The sequence below is a fragment of the Microbacterium sp. MEJ108Y genome, from assembly GCF_000834175.1.
Taxonomy (GTDB): Bacteria; Actinomycetota; Actinomycetes; order Actinomycetales; family Microbacteriaceae; genus Microbacterium; species Microbacterium forte.
The window spans coordinates 157,452-180,834 of record NZ_JXQX01000038.1 but is presented as its reverse complement, the minus strand read 5'-3'; the positions used below and the strand labels follow the sequence as shown (position 1 = coordinate 180,834).

The window sequence follows — 23,383 nt, the reverse complement described above, 5'->3', positions numbered from 1 at the left end:
CCGTCGGAGTCAGCGGGGGAGCGACAGCATCTCGCCATCGGCCTCGGCGAGGCCGTCGGCGATGAGGGAGTCGATCGCACGGTCGCGCTGAAGAGGATCCGGCCACTCGGCGAGCACGGAGTCGATCAGGACCGCGTCAGGTGCAGCGGCTCGCAGGATCCGCAGCACGGCGCCTCTCGCCTGACGGTCAGAGCCCTCGAAGGTCGCTTGGCGCCTCCGGGTGTCACCGGTGTCCGGCCGCCCTGCAGCCACCCACGCGCACACGCCGACCAAGGGACAGATCTCGCAGCGCGGCGACCGCGCCGTGCAGATGGTGGCGCCCAGCTCCATCGCCGCGGCGTTGAACACGGCGGATTCGGCGACATCCGCGGGGAGCAGCGAATCCATGAGCTCGAGATCGCGGCGCGAGGGCGGGCCCGGCTGCGCCTGGCCGAGGATCGCGCGTGCCATCACGCGACGAGTGTTGGTGTCGACGACGGGGTGTCGGTCGCCGTATGCGAAGACGGCCACAGCTCTGGCCGTGTAGTCGCCGATTCCCGAGAGCTTCAGCAGCGCATCCACGTCTTTGGGCACGACGCCCCCGTGTCGCTCCGTGATCTCGACGGCAGCGCGGTGCAGCCACAGGGCGCGGCGGGGATAGCCGAGATTGGCCCACTGCTGGAGCACATCGGAGGTCGAGGCGGCAGCCATCGCCGCGGGGGTGGGCCACCTGTCGAGCCACGCCTCGAGGTGCGGTATCACCCGGTTGACCGGTGTCTGCTGCAGCATGAACTCGCTGACCAGCGTGCCCCAGGCGCCGAAGTCCTCATGGAATCGAGGGCGCCTCCACGGCAGATCTCGTGCTGCGCCCCGATACCAGTCCGCAAGAGGCAGAGACACCGCGGAGGCGGGAAGCGATGTCGAGGGCACCTCGACAGCCTAGGCGAACCGGGATACTGGCGGGAGTCGAGGGCAGGTGGCGGCGCGAGCGAGGCGGAACGTGCGGTGGAGCATTCAGACGCATCGTAGGCTTGAGAGATGGTCTCGCCCGGCATCCTTCTCGTCGACAAACCAGCTGGACTGACCAGCCACGACGTCGTCGCACGCACCAGGCGTGCGCTCGGCACCCGCAAGGTCGGGCATGCGGGAACCCTCGACCCCATGGCCACCGGTCTGCTCGTGATCGGGGTCGAAGGCGCGACGCGACTGCTCACGTACATCGTGGGAGCCGACAAGACCTACGAGGCCACGATCCGACTCGGGCAGACGACCGGCACGGACGACGCCGACGGTGAGATCCTGACGCGGGCCTCTGCCGAGTCATGGGATTCGGTGACCCCCGAGCGAGTGTCCGCCGGGATCAGGGAGCTCACCGGTGCGATCTCCCAGGTGCCGAGCTCGGTGTCGGCTATCAAGGTCGATGGACGCCGCGCATACGACCGCGTGCGCGCGGGGGAGGAGGTCGTGCTGGCCGCCCGCGACGTCACGGTCTCGCGCTTCGATCTCATCGCCGAGCGCTCCGGCGACGGGTTCCTGGATCTCGACGTCGTCGTCGACTGCTCCTCCGGCACCTACATCCGCTCGCTCGCTCGAGACCTGGGCACAGCGCTCGGAGTCGGCGGGCACCTGACGGCGCTGCGGCGCTCACGCGTGGGGGACTTCGACGTCACGGATGCCGTGGCGGTCGACGATGTCGTGGAGACGGCGCTGCTCACCCCGGCCGCCGCGGCCGCCAGGGTCCTCGACCCGCTGTCGGTGTCGGCCGAGGAAGCGAGAGATCTTCGTCACGGCAAGAGGCTCATGGGACAGGCCGATCGGCTGACCGGCTCTCTGGCGGCCGCGATCGACGAGGAGGGCGTCCTCGTCGGCGTCGTCGAGAGACGCGGTGCTGACCTCAAGAGCGCCATGAACATGCCGGAGGCACCCAGATGATCCTCTGGTTGACCATCGCTCAGGTGGCGGTCGCGACCGCGGCGGGGCTGTTCTGCGTCGTCCTCGGTCTGGCCGGCCGGCGTCCGAGCGACTACACCGTCGGCGCGCTCGCCCTGGTCGAGCTGCTCCTCGTCGTCCAGGTCGTGGCCGCAATCGCGGCACCGTTGACCGGAAACCCTCCGACGGGCGACCTGCTCGAGTACTGGGTCTATCTCGTCTCCGCTGTGCTGCTGCCCATCGGCGCGGTGCTGTGGGCGCTGATGGAGAGGAGTCGCTGGAGCACAGTGATCCTCGGTGTGGCCGCTCTCGCCGTGGCGATCATGGTGTGGCGCATGCACGTCATCTGGACCGTTCAGGTGGCCTGAGCCGGTCGGGAGCGCATCCGCCTCTTCCCGCCCGGATCTAGAATGGAGGACGCTATGAGCACCACCGTTCCCACCTCCCGCATGACCGGCATCGGCCGTGTCCTCGTGATCGTCTATGCCGTGATGGCGCTGGCGGCCACCGGCCGAAGCTTCGTGCAGATCTTCCGACAGTTCGACGAGGCGCCTCTCGCGTACTCCCTCTCGGCCCTCGCGGCTGTCGTGTACATCCTCGCCACGTTGGCGCTCGTTCTCGCGAGCCGACGCGGCTGGTACGCGGTGGCGTGGGTGGCGATCGTCTTCGAGCTCGCCGGAGTCCTGGTGGTCGGCGCTCTGAGCATCTTCTTCCCCGAACTGTTCCCGCACGACACGGTCTGGTCGATGTTCGGGCGAGGCTACCTGTTCATCCCGCTGGTGCTGCCGATCTTCGGCATCTGGTGGCTGCGCACGCACAGGCCGACGCGAGAGACTCGATCTGTTCTCCACGCCGAGGCCAGCGCATGATCGTCTTCCGTGACCCGAGCGAAGTGCCGGACGGCTTCGGCCCCTCCGCCGTGGCCATCGGAAAGTTCGACGGCGTGCACGCCGGTCACCGCGCGGTGATCCGGCGTCTGAAGGAGATCGCGGCGCAGTCGGGAGTCCGCGCCGTCGCCGTCACCTTCGACCGCAACCCACTCGCGGTGCTTCGACCGGATCGCTGCCCCGAGAACGTGGTCACGGTCGAGCGCAAGCTGGAGCTGCTGGGAGAACTCGGGCTCGACGCCACACTGCTTCTGACGTTCGACGAAGAACTCGCGGCGCGCAGCGCCGAAGACTTCGTGGCCAGCATCCTGACCGGTGCACTGCATGTGTCCACCGTCCTCGTCGGCAGGGACTTCCGGTTCGGTCGAGGCGGGGCAGGAGACCCCGAGCTCCTCAGAGAACTCGGGCCGAGGTACGGATTCACGGTCGAGGTCGTCGACGACGTGTTCCTCGACGGATCCGACCGTCGCGTCTCGTCCACGTGGATCCGTGAACTGCTGATGGCCGGCGATGTCACCGCGGCCGCCCGCGTGCTCGACCGCAACGTCGACGTGCGCGGCGAGGTGGTGCACGGACTCAAACGCGGACGCGAACTCGGTTTTCCCACCGCGAATCTCTCGGCTTCGGTCGATTCGTTCGTCCCCGCCGACGGGGTGTACGCCGGATGGCTCGTCGATCACGAGACGGGGTTCAGGCATCGGGCAGCCATCTCGGTGGGCACCAACCCCACTTTCGACGACGTTCTCGAGCGGCAGGTCGAGGCGCACGTGATCGGCGAGACCGATCTCGATCTGTACGGTCACGACGTGACCGTCGAGTTCGTCGAGCGTCTGCGCGGCATGGTCGCGTTCGAGGGGATCGAGAAGCTGAAGGCGCAGATGGCCGCCGACGTGACGGATGCCGAGAGCGTGCTGTCGCGCAGCTCCAGCTGAACTCCGGTCGAACTCTGCGTGTCCTGATCTGCGTCGCTCAGGTCGCATGGCATAGAATGGGCCTCGGTGGTCCTTGATCCTCGCGCGTCATTCGCTCGTAGACGATCACCGGAAATACTGTTCGTACGGTCCTGGCTCACGCCACACGCGGACACCGAGAACGGCCGACGCATCCCACGGATGCTCCGGCCTTCACGCTCAGGAGGAGCATGCCGACCACGGCAACCGCCGCAACACGGCGCAAGAAGACGTCTCGTCGCGACGATGAGGCACCCCTCATCCCGATCCTCGCCCGCAAGGTGCGTGAGATCGAGGCGAAGTCGCAGCGGGGAAAGCTCGGACCCACGAACCGGGTCAAGTTCCAGGTCATCGCGTTCCTGGTGCGTGAAGAGCGCGCACGAGTCAAGGCCGATCCTGAGATCGCGGATGCCGCCCGCGCCGAGCTGCTCAAGCGGCTCGACGGCGTGGCGACGATCCTTGCGAAGACCGCAGCGCGCGACACTTCGCTGATCCAGCTTCTCGAGGCCGATCAGGCGACCTCGCCTGTTGCGAAGCGCATGCGACGCGACTGGCTGCTCGAGTCGGGAGCGGAACTCGCTCCCGAAGAGCTCATCATCGCCGACGTCGCTCCCGTGCAGACGCCGATGGTGTCCGCGGGGATCCCCGAGCGTCAGGTCACACCGCCCTCCGTCGAGGCGCGCCAGCTGGCGAATCCGTTCCTCGCCCCCGATCTCACCCCGCGCGCCGCCACGACTCCGCGTCGACGCCTGGACGGCTGGGAGCTCATGGGCCCACTGTACAAGGCGTTCGAGACCGGAGCCGGGGGAGGAGCCGCGAGCATGGACCTGCCGCCGGCCCCCGAGTACGACCACCTCTCTCCCAAGGGCCTCGAGGTCATGGTGCACCAGTCGCGCTTCCTCGAAGCGGTGCGCGAAGGACACAGGAGCTTCCTGCTCGCTGACGAACCGGGCCTCGGCAAGACCGCGCAGTCGGTGCTGGCCGCATCCGTCGCCGGCGCCTACCCGCTGCTCGTCGTCGTGCCCAACGTCGTCAAGATGAACTGGGCGCGAGAGGTCGAGCGGTGGACCCCGCAGCGCAGGGCGACCGTGATCCAGGGCGACGGCACCGACATCGACGCGTTCGCCGACGTGTTCATCGTGAACTACGAGATCCTCGACCGTCACATGTCGTGGCTCGCCTCGATCGGTCTTCGCGGCATGGTCGTCGACGAGGCGCACTTCATCAAGAACCTCAGCTCGCAGCGTTCGCAGAACGTGCTGTCGCTGGCGAACCGCGTGCGCGAGCGCACTCCAGGCGGCAAGCCGCTGATGCTCGCGCTCACAGGCACACCGCTCATCAACGACGTCGAGGACTTCGACGCGATCTGGCGCTTCCTCGGCTGGACCACAGGCGAGAAGCCGGGCCCGGAGCTGATGGAGAAGCTCGACGCGACCGGCTTCACCCCCGCCGACAAGGCGTTCTACCCGGAGGCCCGCGAAGCGGTGATCTCGATGGGGATCGTCCGGCGCAAGAAGAAGGACGTCGCAGCCGATCTGCCCGACAAGCTCATCGCGGACCTCCCGGTGCAGCTGGATGACGAGTTCGGCCGCGGCATCCGTCAGGCCGAGCGCGAGCTGGGCGAGCGGCTCGCCGCCCGCTACCGGCGGATCATCGAGGCGCGAGGGGATCGCGGACTCGCACCGGGCGAGATCGACCAGGACATCGTGCGCCTGGTCGCTCAGAACGAGCTCGAGGAGTCGAAGGCCGCAGGCACCGGTGGAGACAACGTCTTCACCATGGTGCGCCGCATCGGACAGGCGAAGGCGCATCTGGCGGCCGACTATGCGGCCCAGCTCCAGCGCTCCGTGGGCAAGGTCGTGTTCTTCGCGAAGCACATCGACGTGATGGATCAGGCCGAGGCGCACTTCGCGTCCGCCGGCATCCGGTCGGTCTCGATCCGCGGCGACCAGACCTCGACCGTCCGTCAGCAGGCGATCGACGACTTCAACAGCGACCCCGCCGTGGGTATCGCGGTGTGCTCGTTGACCGCTGCCGGTGTCGGTCTGAACCTGCAGGCGGCGTCGAACGTGGTCTTGGCGGAGCTGTCGTGGACCGCGGCCGAGCAGACGCAGGCGATCGACCGGGTGCACCGCATCGGTCAGGACGAGCCGGTGACCGCCTGGCGGATCATCGCGGCGCACACCATCGACGCGAAGATCGCAGAGCTCATCGATCAGAAGCAGGGTCTCGCGGCCCGTGCGCTCGACGGCGAGGCACTCGACGAGGCTGCCGCCGAGCCCGTGCAGCTGGGCGCTCTCATGCATCTGCTCCGGGAGGCGCTCGGAGCCGTGTGACACACGCTTGATTCCCCGGAGATCGGCGTTAAGAACTTCGGTTCTTGACGCCGATTTCTGGTGTTCGGTGACATGTTCGCTCATTTCTCGCTGATCGTCTCGAATCGTCGGCAAGATCCTCGGTTTTCATCGTCTCGAATGGCGCCCGGTCGGCTCGGAGCGCTAGTGTCGATCGCAGGCATCGTCGCCTGTTCCCCCTTCCCCTGAACCGTCTGAGGCAAGCATGAAGATCGGCATTCTGACGAGCGGTGGCGACTGCCCCGGACTCAACGCGGTCATCCGCGGCATCGTGCTCAAGGGCACCACCACCTACGACCTCGAGTTCGTCGGCATCCGTGACGGCTGGCGCGGCGTGGTCGACGGCGACTTCTTCCCCCTCACACGACACGAGGTGAAGGGTCTGTCGAAGGTCGGCGGCACGATTCTGGGCACCAGTCGCACGAACCCCTACGAGGGTGAGCGCGGTGGCGCCGAGAACATCGCCAAGACGCTGTACGGGCACAAGATCGACGGCATCATCGCGATCGGTGGCGAGGGCACTCTCGCAGCAGCAGACCGACTCGCCAAGGACGGCATCAACGTCATCGGTGTGCCGAAGACGATCGACAACGACCTTCGCGCCACGGACTACTCGTTCGGTTTCGACACGGCCGTCAACATCGCCACGGACGCGATGGACCGCCTGCGCACCACGGGAGACTCGCACCAGCGCTGCATGGTCGCGGAGGTCATGGGTCGTCACGTCGGCTGGATCGCTCTGCACGCGGGCATGGCGGCGGGCGCTCACGCCATCTGCATCCCCGAGGTGCCGATGTCCATCGATGACATCACCGCCCTCGTCTCCAGCGCGCATGACCGTGGTCGTGCACCGCTCGTGGTGGTCTCCGAGGGGTTCAAGCTGCTCGGCATGGACGAGGCATACAGCGACAAGGGCCTCGATGCCTTCAACCGCCCTCGTCTCGGCGGCATCGGCGATCAGCTCGCTCCCGCGATCGAGCGCATCACGGGCATCGAGACCCGCGCGACGATCCTCGGACACATCCAGCGAGGCGGATCACCGTCTGCGTTCGACCGTGTGCTCGCGACCCGCCTCGGACTCCACGCGGCCGACGCGATCGTCGAGAAGGCATGGGGCCAGATGGTCGCGATGCAGGGCACCGACATCGTCCGCGTCCCGTTCGCAGAGGCACTGGGCGAGCTGAACACGGTTCCCCGCAGCCGCTACGACGAGGCTGCAGCGCTCTTCGGCTGAGACCGAAGCCTGTTCTCCGTCACTCCGCACGGGTGTGGAGGCGAGAACAGGGCTACCGACGCGAATCAGGAGGATTCCGACTGAACTCTCCTGATCTCAGGCGGTCGTCCTGAACCCAGTTGGTGACGCCAGTCATCCCCGACGATGCAACTGCTGGGCGATCGCCGCACACACCATGTTCAGGACCAGTTGTGGTTGGAACAGCACCTGGTGATAGTCGAATCGGAGCACGGTGTAACCGCGCAAGCGCAATCGAGCGTCTGCCTCGATGTCGCGCCGCCGATCCTGGGCGCTGCTGTGATGGGCGAATCCGTCCAACTGGACCGCGAGGCGATCACCGATCAGGGCATCCAGCGGGTGCCCGTCGACCCACACCTGCTGGACGACGACCACCCCGATCGAGCGCATCGGGATGACGAAGTGGGTCTCGAGCCCGGAATCGGACAGGACGTCAGCGACCGCAGCGATGCGTGATGCCCGCGCACTGCGCCAATCGATGCGATCCCAGATCGGCGGAGCCGCAGCATCCGCCCGGAGTCGACAGCCGAGGCGACAGCGTGTCTGCTGAATCCAGCCGCGTAGATCTGCGTCGTGTGTGCGGCTCCGTCGCGCTCGCGAAGCCAGTCCTCCAGTCGCATGCAGTCACTCTGCAGCCGCACGCCCTCTGGTGGGACCCGGCAGCTCTGATGTGAATCGAATCGGATCAATCGCCGAATGTGCAGGAGTGAGTGCGGCTGTCGGAAGCAGGAGAACAGCGCGAGATCAGGCTGATGCTGTGTGGTGCGTCCTGATCTCAGCCGGTCGCCCTGAACTCAGATCACCGAGTGTCGAGCGTCACTCCGAGGCGAGGCCCACCGTGTCGAGGATCCAGGCGAGCTCGAAGGCGCGCTCCTTCCACGAGTTGTAGCGACCACTGACACCGCCGTGACCGGCGACCATCTCGCATTTGAGCAGAGCGTCGGATGCTCCGGCGACGCGCAGGGCGGCGATCCACTTCGCGGGCTCGACGTAGAGGACTCGGGTGTCGTTGAGCGAGGTCACCGCCAGGATCCGCGGATAGTCCACTCCGTCCCGCACGTTCTCGTACGGCGAGTACGACTTCATGTACTCGTAGACGTCGGCACCGTGCAGCGGGTCGCCCCACTCGTCCCACTCGATCACCGTCAGGGGGAGCGAGGGGTCGAGGATCGTCGTGAGCGCGTCGACGAACGGCACAGCCGCCAGGACTCCGGCGAAGAGCTCGGGGGCGAGGTTCGTCACGGCTCCCATGAGGAGCCCGCCGGCGCTTCCGCCCTCGGCGACGAGGCGCTCAGGAGACGTCACTCCCTGCTCGATGAGGTGCTCGGCGCACGCGACGAAGTCGGTGAAGGTGTTGCGCTTGTTCAGCAGCTTGCCGTCCTCGTACCATTGCCGACCCATCTCACCGCCGCCGCGGACGTGCGCCACGGCGAAGACGATTCCTCGGTCGAGCTCTGAGAGCCGCGCGACCGAGAAGCCGGGATCGATCGAGTGCTCGTACGATCCGTAGCCGTAGAGGTGCACAGGTCGCACTTCCGAGCCCGGCTCGCCGAACGAGCGCTTCCAGACGAGAGAGATGGGCACCCGGGTGCCGTCCGATGCCGTCGCCCAGTCGCGCTTCTGCCCGTAGTCGAGAGGGTCGTACCCGCCGAGCACGGCGACCTGCTTGCGCAGGTGCAGTTCCCGAGTGGCGAGGTCCAGCTCGTAGACGGTCCCCGGGGTCACGAACGACGTGTAGCCGAGCCGGAGGAACGGCGAGTGCCACTCCGGGTTGCCGCTGACGCCGGCCGAATACAGCGGCTCGTCGAAGACGATGTCGTTCACCGCGTCGGTCGCGTAGTCGAGCAGCCCGACACGCTCGAGCCCCTCGCGGCGGTACTCCACCGTCGCGAAATCGCGGAACGCATCCATCCCGAGCAACCGGCGTCCCGGTTCATGCGCGAGGACCACATGACGGTCTCCCTGCGGGTCGGATGCCGGCACCGAGACGAGCTCGAAGTCCAGCGCGTCGTCGTTGTGCAGGATGTAGAGGCGGTCCTCGCCGTCGACCACGGCGTGCTCGAGGGAGTACTCGACGCCCTCACGGCGCGGCCAGACGATCTGAGGTGCGGCGGTCAGATCGCCCTCGAGATCGACGAGATACTCCTCGCTGGTGATGCTCGATCCGACAGCGATCACGAGGTACCTGCGGCTGCGGGTGATGCCGGCTCCGAGCCAGTACTTCTCGTCGGGCTCGTGAAAGAGCCTCACGTCGTCCGCGACCGGGGTGCCGAGGCGATGCAGCCACAGCGTGTCAGGACGCCACGCGTCATCGCGGGTCGTGTAGAGGATCCCGGTTCCGTCAGGTGTGAAGAACGCGCCACCGGTGTCGGGGATCTCATCGGGGAGAGTCTCTCCGGTGATGAGGTCGCGCACATGCACCGTATAGAGCTCGTCTCCCTCGAAATCCGTCGCCCAGAGCAGCTTCGTCGCATCGTCCGAGGTGTCGAACGCGCCGAGCGAGAAGAACTCGTGCCCTTCGGCTTCGACGTTGCCGTCGAGCAGCACGGCCTCGCCGGGCACTGCAACGCCAGGTTCCAGCACCGGGGGAGTCCAGTCGTCCTCGGCAGCCGCGGTCCGGCAGTGGATGCCGTACTGCGCGCCCTCCTCGGTGCGGCTGTAGTACCACCAGTTCCCGCGACGCGTCGGCACGGAGAGGTCGGTCTCCTGCACGCGGCCCTTGATCTCGTGGAAGAGCGTGTCGCGCAGATCCGCCAGGTGTGCGAGCTCGTGCTCGGTGTGGGCGTTCTCGGCCTCGAGATGTGCGATCACCTCGGAGGAGTCCTTCTCGCGGAGCCATTCGTAGGGATCATCGAATGTGTCGTCGTGGTGCGTGCGGAGGGTCGAGCGGCGGTCTGCGATCGGGGCATCAGTCACGAGTTCCACGCTAGCCCAGGTCGAGTTGACCGGTACCCGAGAGGGTGGGAGGATCTACCGGGGCCGGTTAACGGAAGTAAAACCCACGGTGAACTCTTCGTTCGTCACGTCGATCCCGTCGACACCTCTCCTTTCTTCCTCAACGACCGAAAGCGAACGGTGGAAACCGCAGCCCTCATCGTCGTGCTGGTTATCGCGCTGGCACTCTTCTTCGACTTCACCAACGGGTTTCACGACACGGCCAACGCGATGGCGACCCCCATCGCGACGGGCGCACTCAAGCCCAAGACAGCGGTCCTTCTCGCGGCGGTGCTGAACCTCGTCGGCGCGTTCCTCTCGACCGAGGTCTCCAAGACCGTGTCGCACGGGATCATCCGCGAGGACACCATCCAGGGCGACGTGTTCCTCCCGATGATCTTCGCCGGTCTCATCGGCGCCATCACCTGGAACATGCTGACCTGGCTCCTGGGTCTGCCCTCGAGCTCGTCCCACGCGCTCTTCGGCGGTCTCATCGGAGCGACGCTGGTCGGCGTCGGGGTCGGCGGCATCGACTTCGGCATGGTGCTGTCGAAGATCATCCTCCCGGCACTCATCGCCCCGCTGACGGCCGGCATCATCGCGTTCGCGGCGACCAAGCTCGCGTACTCGATCACCCGGCGCTACGACGGCAAGCCCGACGGGCGGGACGGTTTCCGCTGGGGTCAGATCTTCACGTCATCGCTGGTGGCCCTCGCGCACGGCACGAACGACGCCCAGAAGACGATGGGCGTGATCACCCTCGCGCTCATCACGGTCGGCTGGCAGAACAGCGAGCAGGCGGACCCGTATCTCTGGGTCATCATCGCCTGTGCGGTCACGATCGCTCTCGGCACGTATCTCGGAGGGTGGCGGATCATCCGCACGCTCGGCAAGGGCCTGACCGAGGTCAAGCCCGCGCAGGGCTTCTCGGCGGAGAGCTCGACAGCCGCGACCATCCTCGCCTCCAGCGCCTTCGGCTTCGCTCTGTCGACCACGCAGGTGGCATCGGGTTCGGTCATCGGCTCGGGCCTCGGACGCCGGGGGTCGACGGTTCGCTGGCGGACCGCCGGTCGAATCGCCATCGGCTGGCTCCTCACACTTCCGGCGGCAGGTGCCGTCGGCGCTCTCGCGGCCCTGCTGATCACATGGCTCGGACTCTGGGGCATCGCGATCGACACCGTTCTCGCACTTGCCGTGATCATCGGCCTGTTCCTGCGCTCACGCAAAGATGCAGTGACCTCGGCGAACGCGATGAGCGACGTCGCCGAGTCGGGGCTCGCGATCGAGCACCCGGACACGACGCCGCCCACGCGCAGGCAGCAGCGGATCATCGAGGCCAAGGCCGAGGCGAAGGCCCGCGCAGAGGCGCGAGAGAAGGCCAAGGCCAAGGCCAGATCGGATGCGAAGGCGAAAGCTGCGGCGAAGGCCGCGAAGAAGGCGCCGAAGACGGGCGTCGTGACGCAGACGGACAACCCGGAGAAGACGAACAGCGAGGAGTCGAAGTGAGTGTCGGCATCGACTGGGGCGCATTCGTCCAGGTGTTCCTCGCCGCTCTGATCGGCGCCTGCGCCGTGGTGACGTTCTACGCGTTCGGTCTGCGTCTGCTGGTCCGCAGCGGACACGCGCCGGTCGTGAGTCCGGCGGAGTTCACCGACGCCATCACCGTGATCTCTGAGAAGGAGCTCAAGCGGGCGGCGAAGCAGGCCGCCAAGGCGGCGAAGAAGAGTCCTCTCACCGAGGCGCAGCGACGCATCGCGCTGTACGGCGCCTACGGGTGCTTCGCGCTGTGCGCGGTGGCCGTGGTGGCCGGCATCCTGATCATCGTCGTCGGGCACTGACCGGAGTGTCCGGCGGCGTCCGGATTCAGCGCAGAAGGCCGGTGACGAGGTCGTCCACGATCTCGTCGGTCGACGTGACGGGATCGATCGGAGACGTCAGCCGATCGAGCAGAAGCCCGTCGATCGCGTAGTGGAACAGCGCGATCTCGCGTCGGCCGCCGGGAAGCCCCGCTGCCGTGTTGAACGCGACGTCCGCATCGAAGCCCGCTCGCTGCCATGCGCCCAGGATGGCGGCCAGCTCGGGGCGACGGCTGCTCTCGAGCCTCAACTCGAACAGCGCCAGCGTGACATCGCGGTCGTCGGTCAGACGACGCACGATGTCTCTGACGTAGTCGGCGAAGAGCTCCCTGCTCGGCTGCTCGGATGATCGGCGGGCGAGGTCATCGTCGCTGGGGGCGAGACGTTCGCCGATCCGCTCGACGAGGCCCTCGATGAGCGCATCCCGACTGCGGAAGTAGTTCGAGGTGGTGCCCACCGGCACGCCGGCCACCATGTCGACGGCGCGGTGCGTGAGCCCGCGAGAACCGTCCGTCGCCAGGACGCTCAGCCCCGCATCCGCGATGGTCCGTCGCCTCGTCTCGTTCTTCGCCATCCGAGCACACTATCGCGACTACTACAGCTGCCGTGGAGGTGTCATGGTCCGATGTCGCCGTGCGGCCTAGGCTGAGACCATGCCAGTGCCTTCCGACAGCGAGTTCGTCTTCGGTCGCCATGATCCCGCGAGTCACGTCATCATCCACGTGAGCGACCCGCACTTCCTGGCGAACGGCGTGCGGCTCGGCGGACGCTTCGACGTCGAGTCGAACTTCGCCCGCACTCTCGAGGCGATCAGGGCTGTGCATCCGCACCCGGCGGCGATCGTCATCACCGGAGACCTGGCGGATCTGGGGGAGCCGGACGCGTATCGCCGGCTCCGTCGTGCAGTGGAGCCCGTCGCGCAAGAGCTGGCGGCGCCGATCGTGTGGGTGGCAGGCAACCACGATGAGCGCCCGGCCCTGCGAGAGGGGCTGCTCGATCTGCCTCCGACCCAGGAGCCGGTGACGGGGGTATGGGACCTCGACGGGCTGAGACTGATCGCGCTCGACACGAGTGTGCCGGGGTGGCATCACGGTGACCTGGACGCCGGTCAGCTCTCGTGGTTGGGGGAGATCCTGAGTGAACCGGCGCCGCACGGCACTCTGCTCGCGATGCACCACCCGCCGCTGCCCAGCCACCTGCCGCTCTTCGACATCCTCGAGCTGCGGCACCAGGACGAACTGGCGGCGGTCATCCGCGATACGGACGTGCGCGGCATCCTGGCCGGTCACCTGCACTACTCCTCGCACGGCACGTTCGCGGGCGTGCCGGTCAGCGTGGCTTCGGCGACCTGCTACACCATGAATGTCGCGCGCCCTGCCGCCGAGGTGAACGGCATGGATGCCGCGCAGGCCTTCCAGATCGTGCATGTGCGTCCTGAGACGATCACCCACACCGTGGTGCCCGTGACGGACGCGCCGACCGGAGATCACTTCTCGCTGGCATGGCTCGAGAGGATGGCGCGACTCAGTCCCGACGAACGACTCGAGGCCTTCTCGCGCAAACGCTGACCCGCCGTCGTATCCCTGGCGGCGCATGCACGCAGGCGTAGACTGGGAGCATCCCCCGCACCACACACTCGCCACTACCCACAAGGATGTGACATGGCTTCTGCCGCGCCTGCCCCCACCCGCACCGAGACCGACTCTCTCGGGAGCATGGAGATTCCCGCCGACGCGTACTGGGGGATCCACACTGCCCGCGCCGACGCGAACTTCCCGATCACGAAGCGCCCGATCTCGGTCTATCCCGACCTCGTCGTCGCGCTGGCCATGGTCAAGCAGGCCAGCGCCAGGGCCAACCGCGAGATCGGGGTCCTCGACCCCGAGCGCGCCGATCTGATCGACCGGGCCGCTCAGCGTGTGATCGACGGCGAGTTCCACGACCAGTTCACCGTCGGGGTGATCCAGGGCGGCGCCGGCACCTCGACGAACATGAACGCCAACGAGGTCATCACCAACATCGCGCTCGAGCTCGCCGGGCGTGAGAAGGGCGACTACGCGTTCCTGTCGCCGATCGATCACACCAACCGCAGCCAGTCGACCAACGACGTCTACCCGACCGCTGTCAAGATCGGTCTGTCGCTGACGCTCCGGTCACTGCTCGAAGAGCTCGATCTGCTGCGCATCTCGTTCCTGCACAAGTCGCATGAGTTCCACGACGTGCTCAAGGTCGGACGCACCCAGCTGCAGGACGCTGTGCCGATGACTCTGGGCCAGGAGTTCCACGGCTTCGCCTCGACCCTCGGCTACGACCACACGCGCCTCACCGAGAACGCGTCACTGATGTTCGAGATCAACATGGGCGCCACGGCCATCGGCACGGGCATCACGACCCACTCCGACTACGCGCCCGCCGTGCTGAAGCACCTGCGCGAGATCACCGAGCTCGACCTGGTCACCTCCGCCGACCTCGTCGAGGCGACGAGCGACACCGGTTCGTTCATGTCCTTCTCCTCGACGCTGAAGCGCAACGCGATGAAGCTGTCGAAGATCTGCAACGACCTGCGACTGCTGTCGTCCGGTCCGCAGGCGGGCTTCGGCGAGATCAACCTGCCCGCCATGCAGGCCGGTTCCAGCATCATGCCCGGCAAGGTGAACCCGGTGATCCCGGAGGTCGTCAACCAGGTGGCGTTCGCGGTCGCGGGTGCGGACATGACGGTGACGATGGCAGCCGAGGCGGGGCAGCTTCAGCTCAACGCGTTCGAGCCCGTGATCGCTCACTCGATCTTCCAGTCGATCACCTGGATGCGCCAGGCGATGTGGACGCTGCGCGTCAACTGCGTCGACGGCATCACGGCGAACCGCGATCGTCTCGGCGCCATGGTCGGCGCCTCGGTCGGCGTCATCACCGCTCTCACGCCGTTCATCGGATACGCTGCCGCGGCTGCTCTGGCCAAGACCGCGCTCCTGACCAACCGGAACGTGGCCGACCTGGTCGTCGAGGCCGGCTTGATGTCGCGCGAAGAGGTCATCAAGCAGCTGTCGCCCGCGCGTCTGTCCGGACTCGAGGCGATCACCGCTGCGATTCCGGTGATCTCGTCCGAGGACCTCATCGAGATCTGATCTGCGAGAAGGGGCCCCGGCGCATGCGCCGGGGCCCCTTCTCGTATCCGCGTCCGGCTCAGTCCAGCACGCGGCAGTGGGTGGTGAGCTCGCCGATCCCGTCGATGCCGACTGTCACGGTCGAACGATCGCGGAGGAAGATCTGCGGGTCACGGGAGTAGCCGGCTCCGCCGGGGCTGCCGGTGGAGATCAGCGTGCCGGGCAGCAGCGTGAGCGACTGCGAGAGGTGTGCGATGAGCTTCGCGACCGATCGGACCATCTGGTCGGTGCTCGCGTCCTGCACGGTCTGGCCGTCCACGACGGCCCAGATGTGCAGGTCCTGAGGGTCGGCGATCTCGTCGGCCGTGACGGCGAACGGACCGGTCGGGGTGAAGCCGTCGAAGGACTTGCACCGTGACCACTGCGCCTCAGAGAACTGCACGTTGCGTGCGGTGATGTCGTTGACGACGGTGTAGCCCCAGACGTACGACAGGGCGTCGGCCTCTGCGACGTCTTTCGCAGGCGTGCCGATCAGCACGCCGAGCTCCGCCTCGTAGTCCACGGCCTCGCTCAGTGCTCGCGGCCACGACGTCGTCTGCTGATGGCCCGTGAGCGAATTGGGCCACAGGGTGAAGACGGTCGGAGCCGCGTCGGTCTTCAGGCCGAGCTCGCTCGAGTGTGCGGCGTAGTTCAGGCCGACCGCGAGCACCGCGGGGGGAGCGATGACCGCTGACGCGAATGACCAGCCCTCGAGCGGATGCCGGGTGGCGGTGCCGCTCTCGACAGCGGCGCGAAGCGCGGAGAGCATCTGCTCACCGCCCTCGATCAGCTGCTGAAGCGTCGCAGGGGGGTCGGGAAGGAGATCGGAGACGAGGATGGCATCGGCACCCTCCACCACTGCGAGATGCGCAGCAGGGGAATCGGCACGACGCAGATGAGCGAACCGCATGCTCCTACGCTATCCGCTGCCCGGCTCGATTGCCTGGAGGAAGTCACCAGACCCGGGGGAAGTTGGTTGTTCGCCATATGCTTTGGCTATGAGTTCCGGAGGACCGTCCCAGCCATCGCCGTACACGCCGCCGCCAGCACAGCAGCAGCCCCCGGCGTATCCTCAGCAGCCCCAGGCCTATCCTCAGCAGCCGCAGGCCGGTCCGCCGCAGTACTCCGCTCAGCAATACGCGCAGTCGAGCTATGCGCCGACGCAGTTCTCGCAGCGTCCGGACTACGCGTCGGTGCTGGCCCAGCCGACCCCGTATTCCCCTCCGGCCCCTGCCGCCCCTTCGCCTGCCCCCGGTCTTCCTGCACTGCCCGCGGCGCGCCGAGGCGGACGAGTCGCCCTGTTCTCGCTGTTCGGCTTCCTCGGTCTGCTGTTGCTCGGCCTGATCGCCTACTTCGGGCTGTTCCTCGGCCCGCTCGCATCGATCATCGGGCTCGTGCTCGCGCTCGTGCCGCTCGCGATCGTCTTCTTCGTCGTGCGCATGATCGACCGGTGGGAGCCCGAGCCCAAGTCGCTCGTGTTCTTCGCGATCGCCTGGGGTGCCATCGCCGCCGTGGGACTCACCCTTCTCGTCGACCTGGGGCTGACCGCCGTCCTCGGGCTCAGGGGTGAGGTCGCGGGCGCTGTGATCCAGGCTCCCATCGTCGAGGAGTTCTGGAAGGGCTTCGGAGTCTTCCTGATCTTCCTCATCGCGCGTCGGTCCTTCGACGGACCGGTCGACGGAGTCGTCTACGGCGCGCTGGTGGGTGCCGGCTTCGCGTTCACCGAGAACATCCAGTACTTCGCGATCAGCCTCATCGAGGGCGGGGGAGAGCAGCTGACGGTGACGTTCATCCTGCGTGCGATCATGTCGCCGTTCGCGCACGCCATGTTCACATCGCTCACCGGCCTCGCAATCGGCCTCGCCGCTCGACGTCACGCCTCCACAGGTGCAGCGCTCGGCTTCGGCCTTCTCGGGATGCTGGGCGCGATGGTGCTGCACGGCCTGTGGAACGGCTCGTCCTTCGCGAACTTCTTCCTCCTCTACTTCGTCCTCCAGGTGCCTCTGTTCGTCGGGTTCATCTTCGGCATCATCGCCTTGCGGCGAGAGGAATCGCGCTTGACGAAGGCTCGTCTGGGCGATTACGCGGCTGCCGGATGGTTCACCCCTGAAGAGGTCACGATGCTGGCGACCCCGGCGGGGCGCAAGACCGGCCTCGCCTGGGCCTCGCAGCTGCGCGGTGATCGACGTCCGCTGATGCGCGATTTCATCAAGGACGCCACGATGCTGGCTTCCGTCCGTCAGCGGGCGATCACGGGCCGCGACCCGATGGCCCCGGCAGACGAACAGGCCCTGCTCGCACGCACGCGCGCCACGCGGGCAGCACTGCTGGCGTACTGAAGGAGGCTGGGTCATGGCCGTCTTCATCCTCGTTCACGGAGCGGGAGACACAGGATGGTCATGGCATCGCGTCGCAGCCGCACTGAGGGATCGCGGACACGAGGTGATCGCGCCCGACCTGCCGGGTGATGACGAGTCGCTCACTCTCATCGACTATGCGGGACCTCGCTCTCGAGCGCCTGGGCGTCGTCGCTGACGAGATCCTGGCCGGCCATTGCGTCGCGCTCAGCCGGCCGGACGAGCTCGCATCGTTGCTCGTCGAGTACTCGGCCGAGGCGCATCGCGTCTGATGTTGACGCGAGAGACGAGTGCCCCGCAGCAAGACTCAGCGCCCGGTGCTGCGGCGATGCCTGCATGTCTACCCGGGCGCTGAGTTGATCTGTAAACAGGGTGCACCCGGTGCGGGCGGGTGTCAAGGGCTTGGAGGGTTCGAGTCGGCACACATCGCCGTTTCGCCCTCAGCGAAGCGATCCCGTTGACCGGCGACCCACGGCTCAGGTTTGATGGAGAGCATGACTGATCGCACAAAGCCTGAGTTCGACGCACCCACCGGGCCCGCCCCCGCGGAGCTCGTCATCCGAGACCTCATCGAGGGAGACGGCGCCGAGGCAAAGCCCGGCGACACCGTGACCGTGCACTATGCCGGTGTCGAGTTCGATTCGGGCGAGGAGTTCGACTCGTCGTGGGGTCGCGGAGAGACCATCCAGTTCCCGCTTCGCGGCCTGATCCAGGGCTGGCAGGACGGCATCCCCGGTATGAAGGAGGGCGGACGGCGTGAGCTCGTCATTCCGCCGCACCTGGCATACGGCCCCGTCGGCGGAGGCCACTTCCTCTCGGGAAAGACCCTCATCTTCATCATCGATCTCGTCGCCGTAGGCTGACCCGATCAACGCCGGAAGGCGCCGAGACCCTCGTGGGTCCGGCGCCTTCTCCGTTGCAGGAGGAGAATCTGCGTGTTCGGGGAATACATGCATGTGCATGTAAGTTGTAACGCGTGACGCCGTGAACACGGCCCCTCATCCGTTGCCGCGTACTGCGGCTGATGTCTCCCGAGGAGAAACCATGACCAGCATCGACATTCCCGGTTACCGTCCCGGCACCTGGGTGCTCGACCCGTCGCACAGCGAGGTCACCTTCAGCGTGCGCCACATGATGATCTCGAAGGTGCGGGGCACCTTCGGCGTCAAGAGCGCGACCCTGATCGCCCCCGAGAACCCCCTCGAGGCCCGCGTCGAGGCGAGCGTCGACGTCACGTCGATCGACACGAAGGACGAGGGGCGCGACACGCACCTGCGTTCCGGCGACTTCTTCGACACCGAGAACTTCCCGACGATGGAGTTCGTGTCGACCGGTGCGCGCGCCGAGGGCGGCGAGCTCTTCGTCGACGGCGACCTCACCATCCGCGGCATCACCAAGCCCGTCAGCTTCGAGCTCGACTTCGGCGGTTTCGGCTCCGACCCGTGGGGCAACTACAAGGCCGGCGCTTCGGCCAAGACGGTCATCAACCGCGAGGACTTCGGCCTGACGTGGAACGCAGCACTCGAGACCGGCGGAGTGCTGGTCGGCAAGGACGTCACGATCAGCCTCGACCTGCAGGGCGCTCTGCAGCAGGACTGATCGCCTGATCTCGAGAACCCCGGGCCCATCAGGGCTCGGGGTTCTCTGCGTCGTACGCACGGAACCCCGGGCTGCGCCGTGCGAGCAGCGCGACCAGAGCGATCACGAGCAATCCGCCGAGCAGCGGGGGGAACCAGAGAGTTGTCAGGGTCGCGAGCGTGCCGGCGTAGAGGGCGCCGATGCGAGGGCCACCGGCGACGACGATGATGAAGACGCCCTGCAGGCGGCCGCGCATCGCGTCTGGCACCGCCGCCTGCATCATGGTGTTGCGGTAGATCGAGCTCACGTTGTCGGATGCGCCCGAGAGGGCGAGTGCCACGCACGCCGCGACGATCAGCCCAACATTCGGAGCCTGTTCGGTCGCCCCGCCGGAGAGGGCCCCGGCCACCAGGACCGCGCCGAACAAAAGGATCGATGCGCCGTAGGCCTCGACCGCCCGCTCGATGCCGCGCCCGTGCCAGCGATACTGCACGACCCGTCCGGAGAAGAGGCTCGAAGCGAACGTGCCCGCTGCGACGGCTGCGGTGAGGATGCCGGTCGTCACCGCTCCTCCGCCGAGGAGGACCGTCCCGAGAGCCGGGAACAGCACGAGCGGCTGCCCGAAAGTCATGGCGATGATGTCGACGACGTATTGCATCCGGATGTTGCTCGCTCGGCGCAGGAATCGCCACCCGTCCACGAGCGACGCGAAGCCCGGCCTCACGGTCTCGCCCTCGGGGCGAAGCGGAGGCAGGCTCCACAGTCCGAGGAACATCGACAGCATCAGGATCACATCGAGGGTGTACGTCCATCCGTACCCGGTGAGTGCGACGAGGATTCCCGCGATGGCGGGTCCGGCCATCACCGTGAGTCCGAATGCCACTCCGTTGAGGGCGGAAGCGGCGGCGAGCTTGTCGCGGGGGATGAGCCGCGGCACGATCGCCGTGCGGGTGGCCATGCCGACCGAATTCGCCGCGGAGTTGACGATGCTCAGCACATAGAGCCACCAGATGGCCTCCGCGCCGCTCCAGGTGAGCGCCGCGAGCAGCGCGGTGGAGGCGAAGGTCACCGTGGCGGCGATCAACGCCACCCTGCGACGGTCGAAGGCGTCGGCGAGCATCCCGCCGTACAGCCCGGCGAGGACCATCGGCACGAGCCCGGCCACGGCGATCATCGAGACTGCGAAGGTGCTCCCGGTGAGCGCGAACACGTGCAGCATCACCGTGACGATCGTCAGTTGCCCGCCGATCCCTGCGAGGACCGAGCCGATCCACATCCGCGCGAACGCCGGGCTGGCCTTGAGGGGGCTGAGGTCGATCAGATGAGTGCGTGCGTCGCTCACGCCGGGTGTCCGTCATGCATGATTCGAGAGTATCCGAGGCGCCATCGCGCGAGCGCAGTCGCGGTCCTCCAGCGGCATCGAGTCCTGGTAGACTCTTCAGGTTGCCGTTTGATCGGCCGCGGATAAAGAGAGCTCACGCATCAGGCGTCGGGCACCGCGCAACAAGCAGAGAGGGGATCGAATCTATGGCACTGGAAGCAGACGTCAAGAAGGCGATCATCGAAGAGTACGCGACGCACCCCGGTGACACCGGATCCCCCGAGGTGCAGGCCGCGATGCTGACGCAGCGCATCAAGGACCTCACTGAGCACCTGAAGGAGCACAAGCACGACCACCACTCGCGTCGTGGCCTGTTCCTGCTCGTGGGTCAGCGCCGTCGTCTGCTCGGCTACCTCCAGAGCGTCGACATCGAGCGTTACCGCTCGCTGATCGCTCGCCTGGGTCTCCGCCGATAACGCAGAGCGCTCCAGCGTACAATCGCGCAGAACATTCTTGAGAAGGCCGCCCCAGGTGTGGGGCGGCCTTCGTCATGTTCCAGGGGTTGACCTCGCGCCAGCTTTCCCGTAGGAAAGTAAGAAGCTTTCCAAATGGAAAGCGCGAGGGGGCATCATGGAGCAGAAACCTGTCGACGGCTACGAGGTGCTCGCGCCTCCCAGTGCCGACATCGCTCAGAGATATCTCGATGAGGCGGCAGCGGTCGCCACGCGTCGCGAACGCAAGGTGGACCGTCGAGCACTGGCATGGCTGCAGATCGTCAATGCCGTGGCGACAGCGGCGTATCTGGCGGTGTTGGCGTTCGCCCTCCGGGCCGACAGCGTGCTCGCGTCACAGACCATCGTCTTCAGCTTCCTCCTGTGGGTTCAGCTCGCGAGTGGCATGGCGCAGCGCAGCGGCATGCAGCGCCGCCCCTCGTGGTCGAAGTGGCCGGCGCTGCTCGCGGGCGGTCTGCTCGTCGCCACGGCGCTCGTCGTCTTCGGCTTCGCCGTCTGGGCGCCGGGCTTCCCAGCCATCGGGGTGCTGATCCCACCCGCACTCGTCCTGGTGGGCTTGGGCGGCTACGGAGCCGTGCAGCTCGCTCGTGCGTCCGGCGACGTCCGTCCGCCGCGCTCGCACCCACAGCCACTTTCGCGCGTCATTCGTTGGGGGACGATCCTCGTCGGCGTCGCGCTCGGGGTGCTCATGACGCTCGCGTCGGCGCCGGACGGAGTGCTCGCGAGTGTTCTGGTCATGCTCGTCCTGCTGATGCTGTTCATCTGGATGTTCGCGTTCAGCAGCGATCTCGGGCTTCCTGCGATCGGCGCATCCTGGCGATGGCCGCACCTGGCGATCTTCGCGGTCGCGGTGTCGGCGCTCTCCGGAGCCGTGCTGCTTCCCGTTCCCCTCGACGCGGGAGCGCTGGCGGGGGCCGCCGTGATCATCCTGTTCGTCGCCGTCTCCTTCGTCCCCGGGCGGGCTCTCCGTGACTGAGTCGCCGCCGGCGCCGCATCCCCGTACCCGGCTCGACGACAACTTCGCGTCACCGATCCGCTTCTCGCTGATGGCCTCGCTCGGGGAGGGCATCGAATTGGACTTCGCGACACTCCGCGAGATCCTCCAGTGCGGAGACTCTCCGCTGAGCAAGGCCATCACGCACCTGCAGGCGGCGGGTTATGTCGTCGCCCGCAAGGGCAGTCTCGGCAGTCGTCCGCGCACCTGGGTGTATTCGACCGCGACGGGGCGAGCGGCCTTCGCCGGCCACCTCCAGGCGCTGCGCGAGATCGTCGCGCTCGGAGGCGGCCCGGCGCTGTAGTCGGTGTCAGGCCTTCGTGGCGACCAGGTCCGGGTGGTGGATCGCAGCGACGTCGGGGTGGGCGCGCAGCCGTGACTTCATGGCGTTCTCCCCGTACGTCGCGTGGATCGGATTGCTCGGATCCTCGGTGATGCCGGTCGCCTCTGCAGCGAGATCGGCCGGAAGGTCGAGGAGCGGCAGCTGCTGGTCGAGCGCCGGATTGAAGAAGAACGGGATCGAGATGCGCTCCTCCGGTGCCCTGGGGGAGATCACGCGGTGGTTGGTCGCTTTGAGATAGCCGCCGGTCGCGTACTCCAGCAGTTCCCCGATGTTGACGACGAACGCGCCGGGAACGGGTGGAGCCGATACCCACTCGCCGTTCCGCTCCACCTGCAGTCCACCCTTGCCCGGCTCGACCCAGAGCAGCGTGAGCACGCCGGAGTCCTTGTGGGCGCCGACGCCCTGCTGGGGCTCCGGCTCATGAGTGCCCGGGTAGCGGACGATCTTGATGAGCGTCGAGGGGTCACGGAAGGGCTCGTCGAAGTACGACTCCTCCGCTCCGAGCGTCACAGCCCAGGCGCGCAGCAGCTTGTGCGCGACCTCGGTCAGAGTGTCGTGCCATTCGGTGACGACCGTCTTGAGCTCGGGCTGGGCCTCGGGCCAGAGGTTCGGGCCGGTGAGGCGGTTGAAAGCGGGTCCGCCCTCGACGGGTTCGCGCTCGGGGCCGATGTCGATCTGCTCGCGCCAGTCGATCATGCCCTGCGTGCGTTCGCCGCCGACACGGGTGTATCCGCGAAAGTGGGGGCTGTTGACGTTCTCGATCGCGAGCTTGTCCTGTTCGGGCAGCGCGAAGAAGTCGAGCGCGGCCCGGTGCAGGCGAGCTTCGAGCTCGGGGGAGACCCCCGTGCCCGTCAGGTAGAAGAAGCCCACATCGTGTGTCGCTGCACGCAGTTCGTCCCGGAACCGTGCCGCGGCCTCGGGGCCGGCATCGAGCTGGGACAGGTCGAGGATGGGAAGCGAGAGATCAGCCATGCATCGAGCGTAAATCGGTCGCGAG

At 67.1% G+C, this 23,383-nt stretch carries 25 protein-coding genes; 18 read left to right on the top strand and 7 right to left on the bottom strand.

What is annotated here, in order from left to right; genetic code table 11:
• Positions 1–9: 9 nt before the first annotated feature.
• The gene (locus RU09_RS15795; protein ID WP_269430353.1) at positions 10–909 is read right to left on the bottom strand and encodes an A/G-specific adenine glycosylase; all 900 of its coding nucleotides are present in this window, start codon (positions 907–909) and stop codon (positions 10–12) included.
• A gap of 108 nt (positions 910–1,017) precedes the next feature.
• Here RU09_RS15795 and truB point away from each other — a divergent pair, with 108 nt between their 5' ends.
• From truB to RU09_RS15765, 6 genes are all read left to right on the top strand, one after another.
• On the top strand, positions 1,018–1,911 hold the full coding sequence (gene truB, locus RU09_RS15790) for a tRNA pseudouridine(55) synthase TruB (RefSeq protein ID WP_042541819.1): 894 nt from the start codon (positions 1,018–1,020) through the stop codon (positions 1,909–1,911).
• On the top strand, positions 1,908–2,276 hold the full coding sequence (locus RU09_RS15785; RefSeq protein WP_042541818.1) for a hypothetical protein: 369 nt from the start codon (positions 1,908–1,910) through the stop codon (positions 2,274–2,276). The genes truB and RU09_RS15785 overlap by 4 nt, the downstream gene beginning before the upstream one ends.
• Before the next feature lie 54 nt (positions 2,277–2,330).
• A complete protein-coding gene (locus tag RU09_RS15780; RefSeq protein WP_231567634.1) occupies positions 2,331–2,777 on the top strand; it encodes a hypothetical protein in 447 nt (148 codons plus the stop codon).
• Positions 2,774–3,727, top strand: coding sequence for a bifunctional riboflavin kinase/FAD synthetase (locus RU09_RS15775; RefSeq protein WP_042541816.1), 954 nt, complete (start codon positions 2,774–2,776; stop codon positions 3,725–3,727). Before RU09_RS15780 ends, RU09_RS15775 begins: the two co-directional genes overlap by 4 nt.
• A 209-nt stretch (positions 3,728–3,936) precedes the next feature.
• On the top strand, positions 3,937–6,081 hold the full coding sequence (locus RU09_RS15770; RefSeq protein WP_042541815.1) for a DEAD/DEAH box helicase: 2,145 nt from the start codon (positions 3,937–3,939) through the stop codon (positions 6,079–6,081).
• A 223-nt stretch (positions 6,082–6,304) separates the two neighbouring features.
• Positions 6,305–7,333, top strand: a complete 1,029-nt coding sequence (locus RU09_RS15765) for an ATP-dependent 6-phosphofructokinase (protein WP_042541814.1) — start codon at positions 6,305–6,307, stop codon at positions 7,331–7,333.
• A gap of 132 nt (positions 7,334–7,465) precedes the next feature.
• Here RU09_RS15765 and RU09_RS18980 read toward each other — a convergent pair whose 3' ends face one another.
• Positions 7,466–7,741: an endonuclease domain-containing protein gene (locus RU09_RS18980; protein ID WP_052493004.1), complete on the bottom strand. Its 276-nt coding sequence runs from the start codon at positions 7,739–7,741 to the stop codon at positions 7,466–7,468.
• A gap of 426 nt (positions 7,742–8,167) precedes the next feature.
• Entirely contained in the window at positions 8,168–10,267 is a 2,100-nt protein-coding gene (locus RU09_RS15755) for a S9 family peptidase (RefSeq protein WP_042541813.1), read from the bottom strand.
• Between the two features lie 159 nt (positions 10,268–10,426).
• Between RU09_RS15755 and RU09_RS15750 the strand changes: the two genes are divergently transcribed.
• Together RU09_RS15750 and RU09_RS15745 are read left to right on the top strand one after the other, a co-directional pair.
• On the top strand, positions 10,427–11,791 hold the full coding sequence (locus RU09_RS15750; protein ID WP_079112662.1) for an inorganic phosphate transporter: 1,365 nt from the start codon (positions 10,427–10,429) through the stop codon (positions 11,789–11,791).
• Positions 11,788–12,123: a peptidase gene (locus RU09_RS15745; RefSeq protein ID WP_042541812.1), complete on the top strand. Its 336-nt coding sequence runs from the start codon at positions 11,788–11,790 to the stop codon at positions 12,121–12,123. The genes RU09_RS15750 and RU09_RS15745 overlap by 4 nt, the downstream gene beginning before the upstream one ends.
• Positions 12,124–12,148: 25 nt before the next feature.
• Here the strand turns inward: RU09_RS15745 and RU09_RS15740 are convergent, their stop codons facing one another.
• Positions 12,149–12,715, bottom strand: coding sequence for a TetR/AcrR family transcriptional regulator (locus RU09_RS15740; RefSeq protein ID WP_042541811.1), 567 nt, complete (start codon positions 12,713–12,715; stop codon positions 12,149–12,151).
• Between the two features lie 79 nt (positions 12,716–12,794).
• Between RU09_RS15740 and RU09_RS15735 the strand changes: the two genes are divergently transcribed.
• Positions 12,795–13,709 (top strand): phosphodiesterase, encoded by a 915-nt coding sequence (locus RU09_RS15735; RefSeq protein WP_042541810.1) that lies wholly within the window; start codon positions 12,795–12,797, stop codon positions 13,707–13,709.
• A gap of 93 nt (positions 13,710–13,802) precedes the next feature.
• Complete coding sequence (locus RU09_RS15730; protein ID WP_042541809.1) at positions 13,803–15,263, top strand: aspartate ammonia-lyase; 1,461 nt, start codon at positions 13,803–13,805, stop codon at positions 15,261–15,263.
• Positions 15,264–15,321: 58 nt separating this feature from the next.
• On the opposite strand, the gene RU09_RS15725 is transcribed toward RU09_RS15730, so the two are convergent.
• Positions 15,322–16,191, bottom strand: a complete 870-nt coding sequence (locus tag RU09_RS15725) for a fumarylacetoacetate hydrolase family protein (protein ID WP_042541808.1) — start codon at positions 16,189–16,191, stop codon at positions 15,322–15,324.
• Positions 16,192–16,279: 88 nt separating this feature from the next.
• Here RU09_RS15725 and RU09_RS15720 point away from each other — a divergent pair, with 88 nt between their 5' ends.
• The 5 genes from RU09_RS15720 (at position 16,280) to RU09_RS15705 (ending at position 19,237) form a co-directional block, all read left to right on the top strand.
• Entirely contained in the window at positions 16,280–17,620 is a 1,341-nt protein-coding gene (locus tag RU09_RS15720; RefSeq protein ID WP_197066095.1) for a PrsW family intramembrane metalloprotease, read from the top strand.
• A gap of 13 nt (positions 17,621–17,633) precedes the next feature.
• On the top strand, positions 17,634–17,816 hold the full coding sequence (locus tag RU09_RS19080) for an alpha/beta fold hydrolase (protein ID WP_042541807.1): 183 nt from the start codon (positions 17,634–17,636) through the stop codon (positions 17,814–17,816).
• Positions 17,776–17,910 (top strand): hypothetical protein, encoded by a 135-nt coding sequence (locus tag RU09_RS19040; protein WP_269430352.1) that lies wholly within the window; start codon positions 17,776–17,778, stop codon positions 17,908–17,910. The genes RU09_RS19080 and RU09_RS19040 overlap by 41 nt, the downstream gene beginning before the upstream one ends.
• 222 nt (positions 17,911–18,132) lie before the next feature.
• Positions 18,133–18,501, top strand: coding sequence for an FKBP-type peptidyl-prolyl cis-trans isomerase (locus RU09_RS15710; protein ID WP_042541806.1), 369 nt, complete (start codon positions 18,133–18,135; stop codon positions 18,499–18,501).
• 181 nt (positions 18,502–18,682) lie between these two features.
• Positions 18,683–19,237: a YceI family protein gene (locus RU09_RS15705; RefSeq protein WP_042541805.1), complete on the top strand. Its 555-nt coding sequence runs from the start codon at positions 18,683–18,685 to the stop codon at positions 19,235–19,237.
• A gap of 28 nt (positions 19,238–19,265) precedes the next feature.
• Here the strand turns inward: RU09_RS15705 and RU09_RS15700 are convergent, their stop codons facing one another.
• Positions 19,266–20,558: an MFS transporter gene (locus tag RU09_RS15700; protein WP_042541804.1), complete on the bottom strand. Its 1,293-nt coding sequence runs from the start codon at positions 20,556–20,558 to the stop codon at positions 19,266–19,268.
• Positions 20,559–20,743: 185 nt separating this feature from the next.
• On the opposite strand from RU09_RS15700, the gene rpsO reads away from it, so the two are divergent.
• The 3 genes from rpsO to RU09_RS15685 all read left to right on the top strand — a co-directional run bounded on the left by rpsO (position 20,744) and on the right by RU09_RS15685 (position 22,347).
• The gene (rpsO, locus tag RU09_RS15695) at positions 20,744–21,013 is read left to right on the top strand and encodes a 30S ribosomal protein S15 (protein WP_017203073.1); all 270 of its coding nucleotides are present in this window, start codon (positions 20,744–20,746) and stop codon (positions 21,011–21,013) included.
• 154 nt (positions 21,014–21,167) lie between these two features.
• A complete protein-coding gene (locus RU09_RS15690; protein ID WP_042541803.1) occupies positions 21,168–22,025 on the top strand; it encodes a hypothetical protein in 858 nt (285 codons plus the stop codon).
• A complete protein-coding gene (locus RU09_RS15685) occupies positions 22,018–22,347 on the top strand; it encodes a transcriptional regulator (RefSeq protein ID WP_042541802.1) in 330 nt (109 codons plus the stop codon). The genes RU09_RS15690 and RU09_RS15685 overlap by 8 nt, the downstream gene beginning before the upstream one ends.
• A 6-nt stretch (positions 22,348–22,353) precedes the next feature.
• Here RU09_RS15685 and RU09_RS15680 read toward each other — a convergent pair whose 3' ends face one another.
• Positions 22,354–23,358 (bottom strand): isopenicillin N synthase family dioxygenase, encoded by a 1,005-nt coding sequence (locus RU09_RS15680; RefSeq protein WP_156145955.1) that lies wholly within the window; start codon positions 23,356–23,358, stop codon positions 22,354–22,356.
• Positions 23,359–23,383: the final 25 nt, after the last annotated feature.

Coding starts and splice junctions, on each gene's coding strand:
- RU09_RS18980 (WP_052493004.1), bottom strand. CDS start 7,741: ATGCGCTCGATCGGGGTGGTCGTCGTCCAGCAGGTGTGGGTCGACGGG.
- RU09_RS15735 (WP_042541810.1), top strand. CDS start 12,795: ATGCCAGTGCCTTCCGACAGCGAGTTCGTCTTCGGTCGCCATGATCCC.
- RU09_RS15710 (WP_042541806.1), top strand. CDS start 18,133: ATGACTGATCGCACAAAGCCTGAGTTCGACGCACCCACCGGGCCCGCC.
- RU09_RS15725 (WP_042541808.1), bottom strand. CDS start 16,191: ATGCGGTTCGCTCATCTGCGTCGTGCCGATTCCCCTGCTGCGCATCTC.
- RU09_RS19040 (WP_269430352.1), top strand. CDS start 17,776: ATGCGGGACCTCGCTCTCGAGCGCCTGGGCGTCGTCGCTGACGAGATC.
- RU09_RS15680 (WP_156145955.1), bottom strand. CDS start 23,358: ATGGCTGATCTCTCGCTTCCCATCCTCGACCTGTCCCAGCTCGATGCC.
- rpsO (WP_017203073.1), top strand. CDS start 20,744: ATGGCACTGGAAGCAGACGTCAAGAAGGCGATCATCGAAGAGTACGCG.
- RU09_RS19080 (WP_042541807.1), top strand. CDS start 17,634: ATGGCCGTCTTCATCCTCGTTCACGGAGCGGGAGACACAGGATGGTCA.
- RU09_RS15765 (WP_042541814.1), top strand. CDS start 6,305: ATGAAGATCGGCATTCTGACGAGCGGTGGCGACTGCCCCGGACTCAAC.
- RU09_RS15720 (WP_197066095.1), top strand. CDS start 16,280: ATGAGTTCCGGAGGACCGTCCCAGCCATCGCCGTACACGCCGCCGCCA.
- truB (WP_042541819.1), top strand. CDS start 1,018: ATGGTCTCGCCCGGCATCCTTCTCGTCGACAAACCAGCTGGACTGACC.
- RU09_RS15785 (WP_042541818.1), top strand. CDS start 1,908: ATGATCCTCTGGTTGACCATCGCTCAGGTGGCGGTCGCGACCGCGGCG.
- RU09_RS15690 (WP_042541803.1), top strand. CDS start 21,168: ATGGAGCAGAAACCTGTCGACGGCTACGAGGTGCTCGCGCCTCCCAGT.
- RU09_RS15770 (WP_042541815.1), top strand. CDS start 3,937: ATGCCGACCACGGCAACCGCCGCAACACGGCGCAAGAAGACGTCTCGT.
- RU09_RS15705 (WP_042541805.1), top strand. CDS start 18,683: ATGACCAGCATCGACATTCCCGGTTACCGTCCCGGCACCTGGGTGCTC.
- RU09_RS15730 (WP_042541809.1), top strand. CDS start 13,803: ATGGCTTCTGCCGCGCCTGCCCCCACCCGCACCGAGACCGACTCTCTC.
- RU09_RS15740 (WP_042541811.1), bottom strand. CDS start 12,715: ATGGCGAAGAACGAGACGAGGCGACGGACCATCGCGGATGCGGGGCTG.
- RU09_RS15775 (WP_042541816.1), top strand. CDS start 2,774: ATGATCGTCTTCCGTGACCCGAGCGAAGTGCCGGACGGCTTCGGCCCC.
- RU09_RS15780 (WP_231567634.1), top strand. CDS start 2,331: ATGAGCACCACCGTTCCCACCTCCCGCATGACCGGCATCGGCCGTGTC.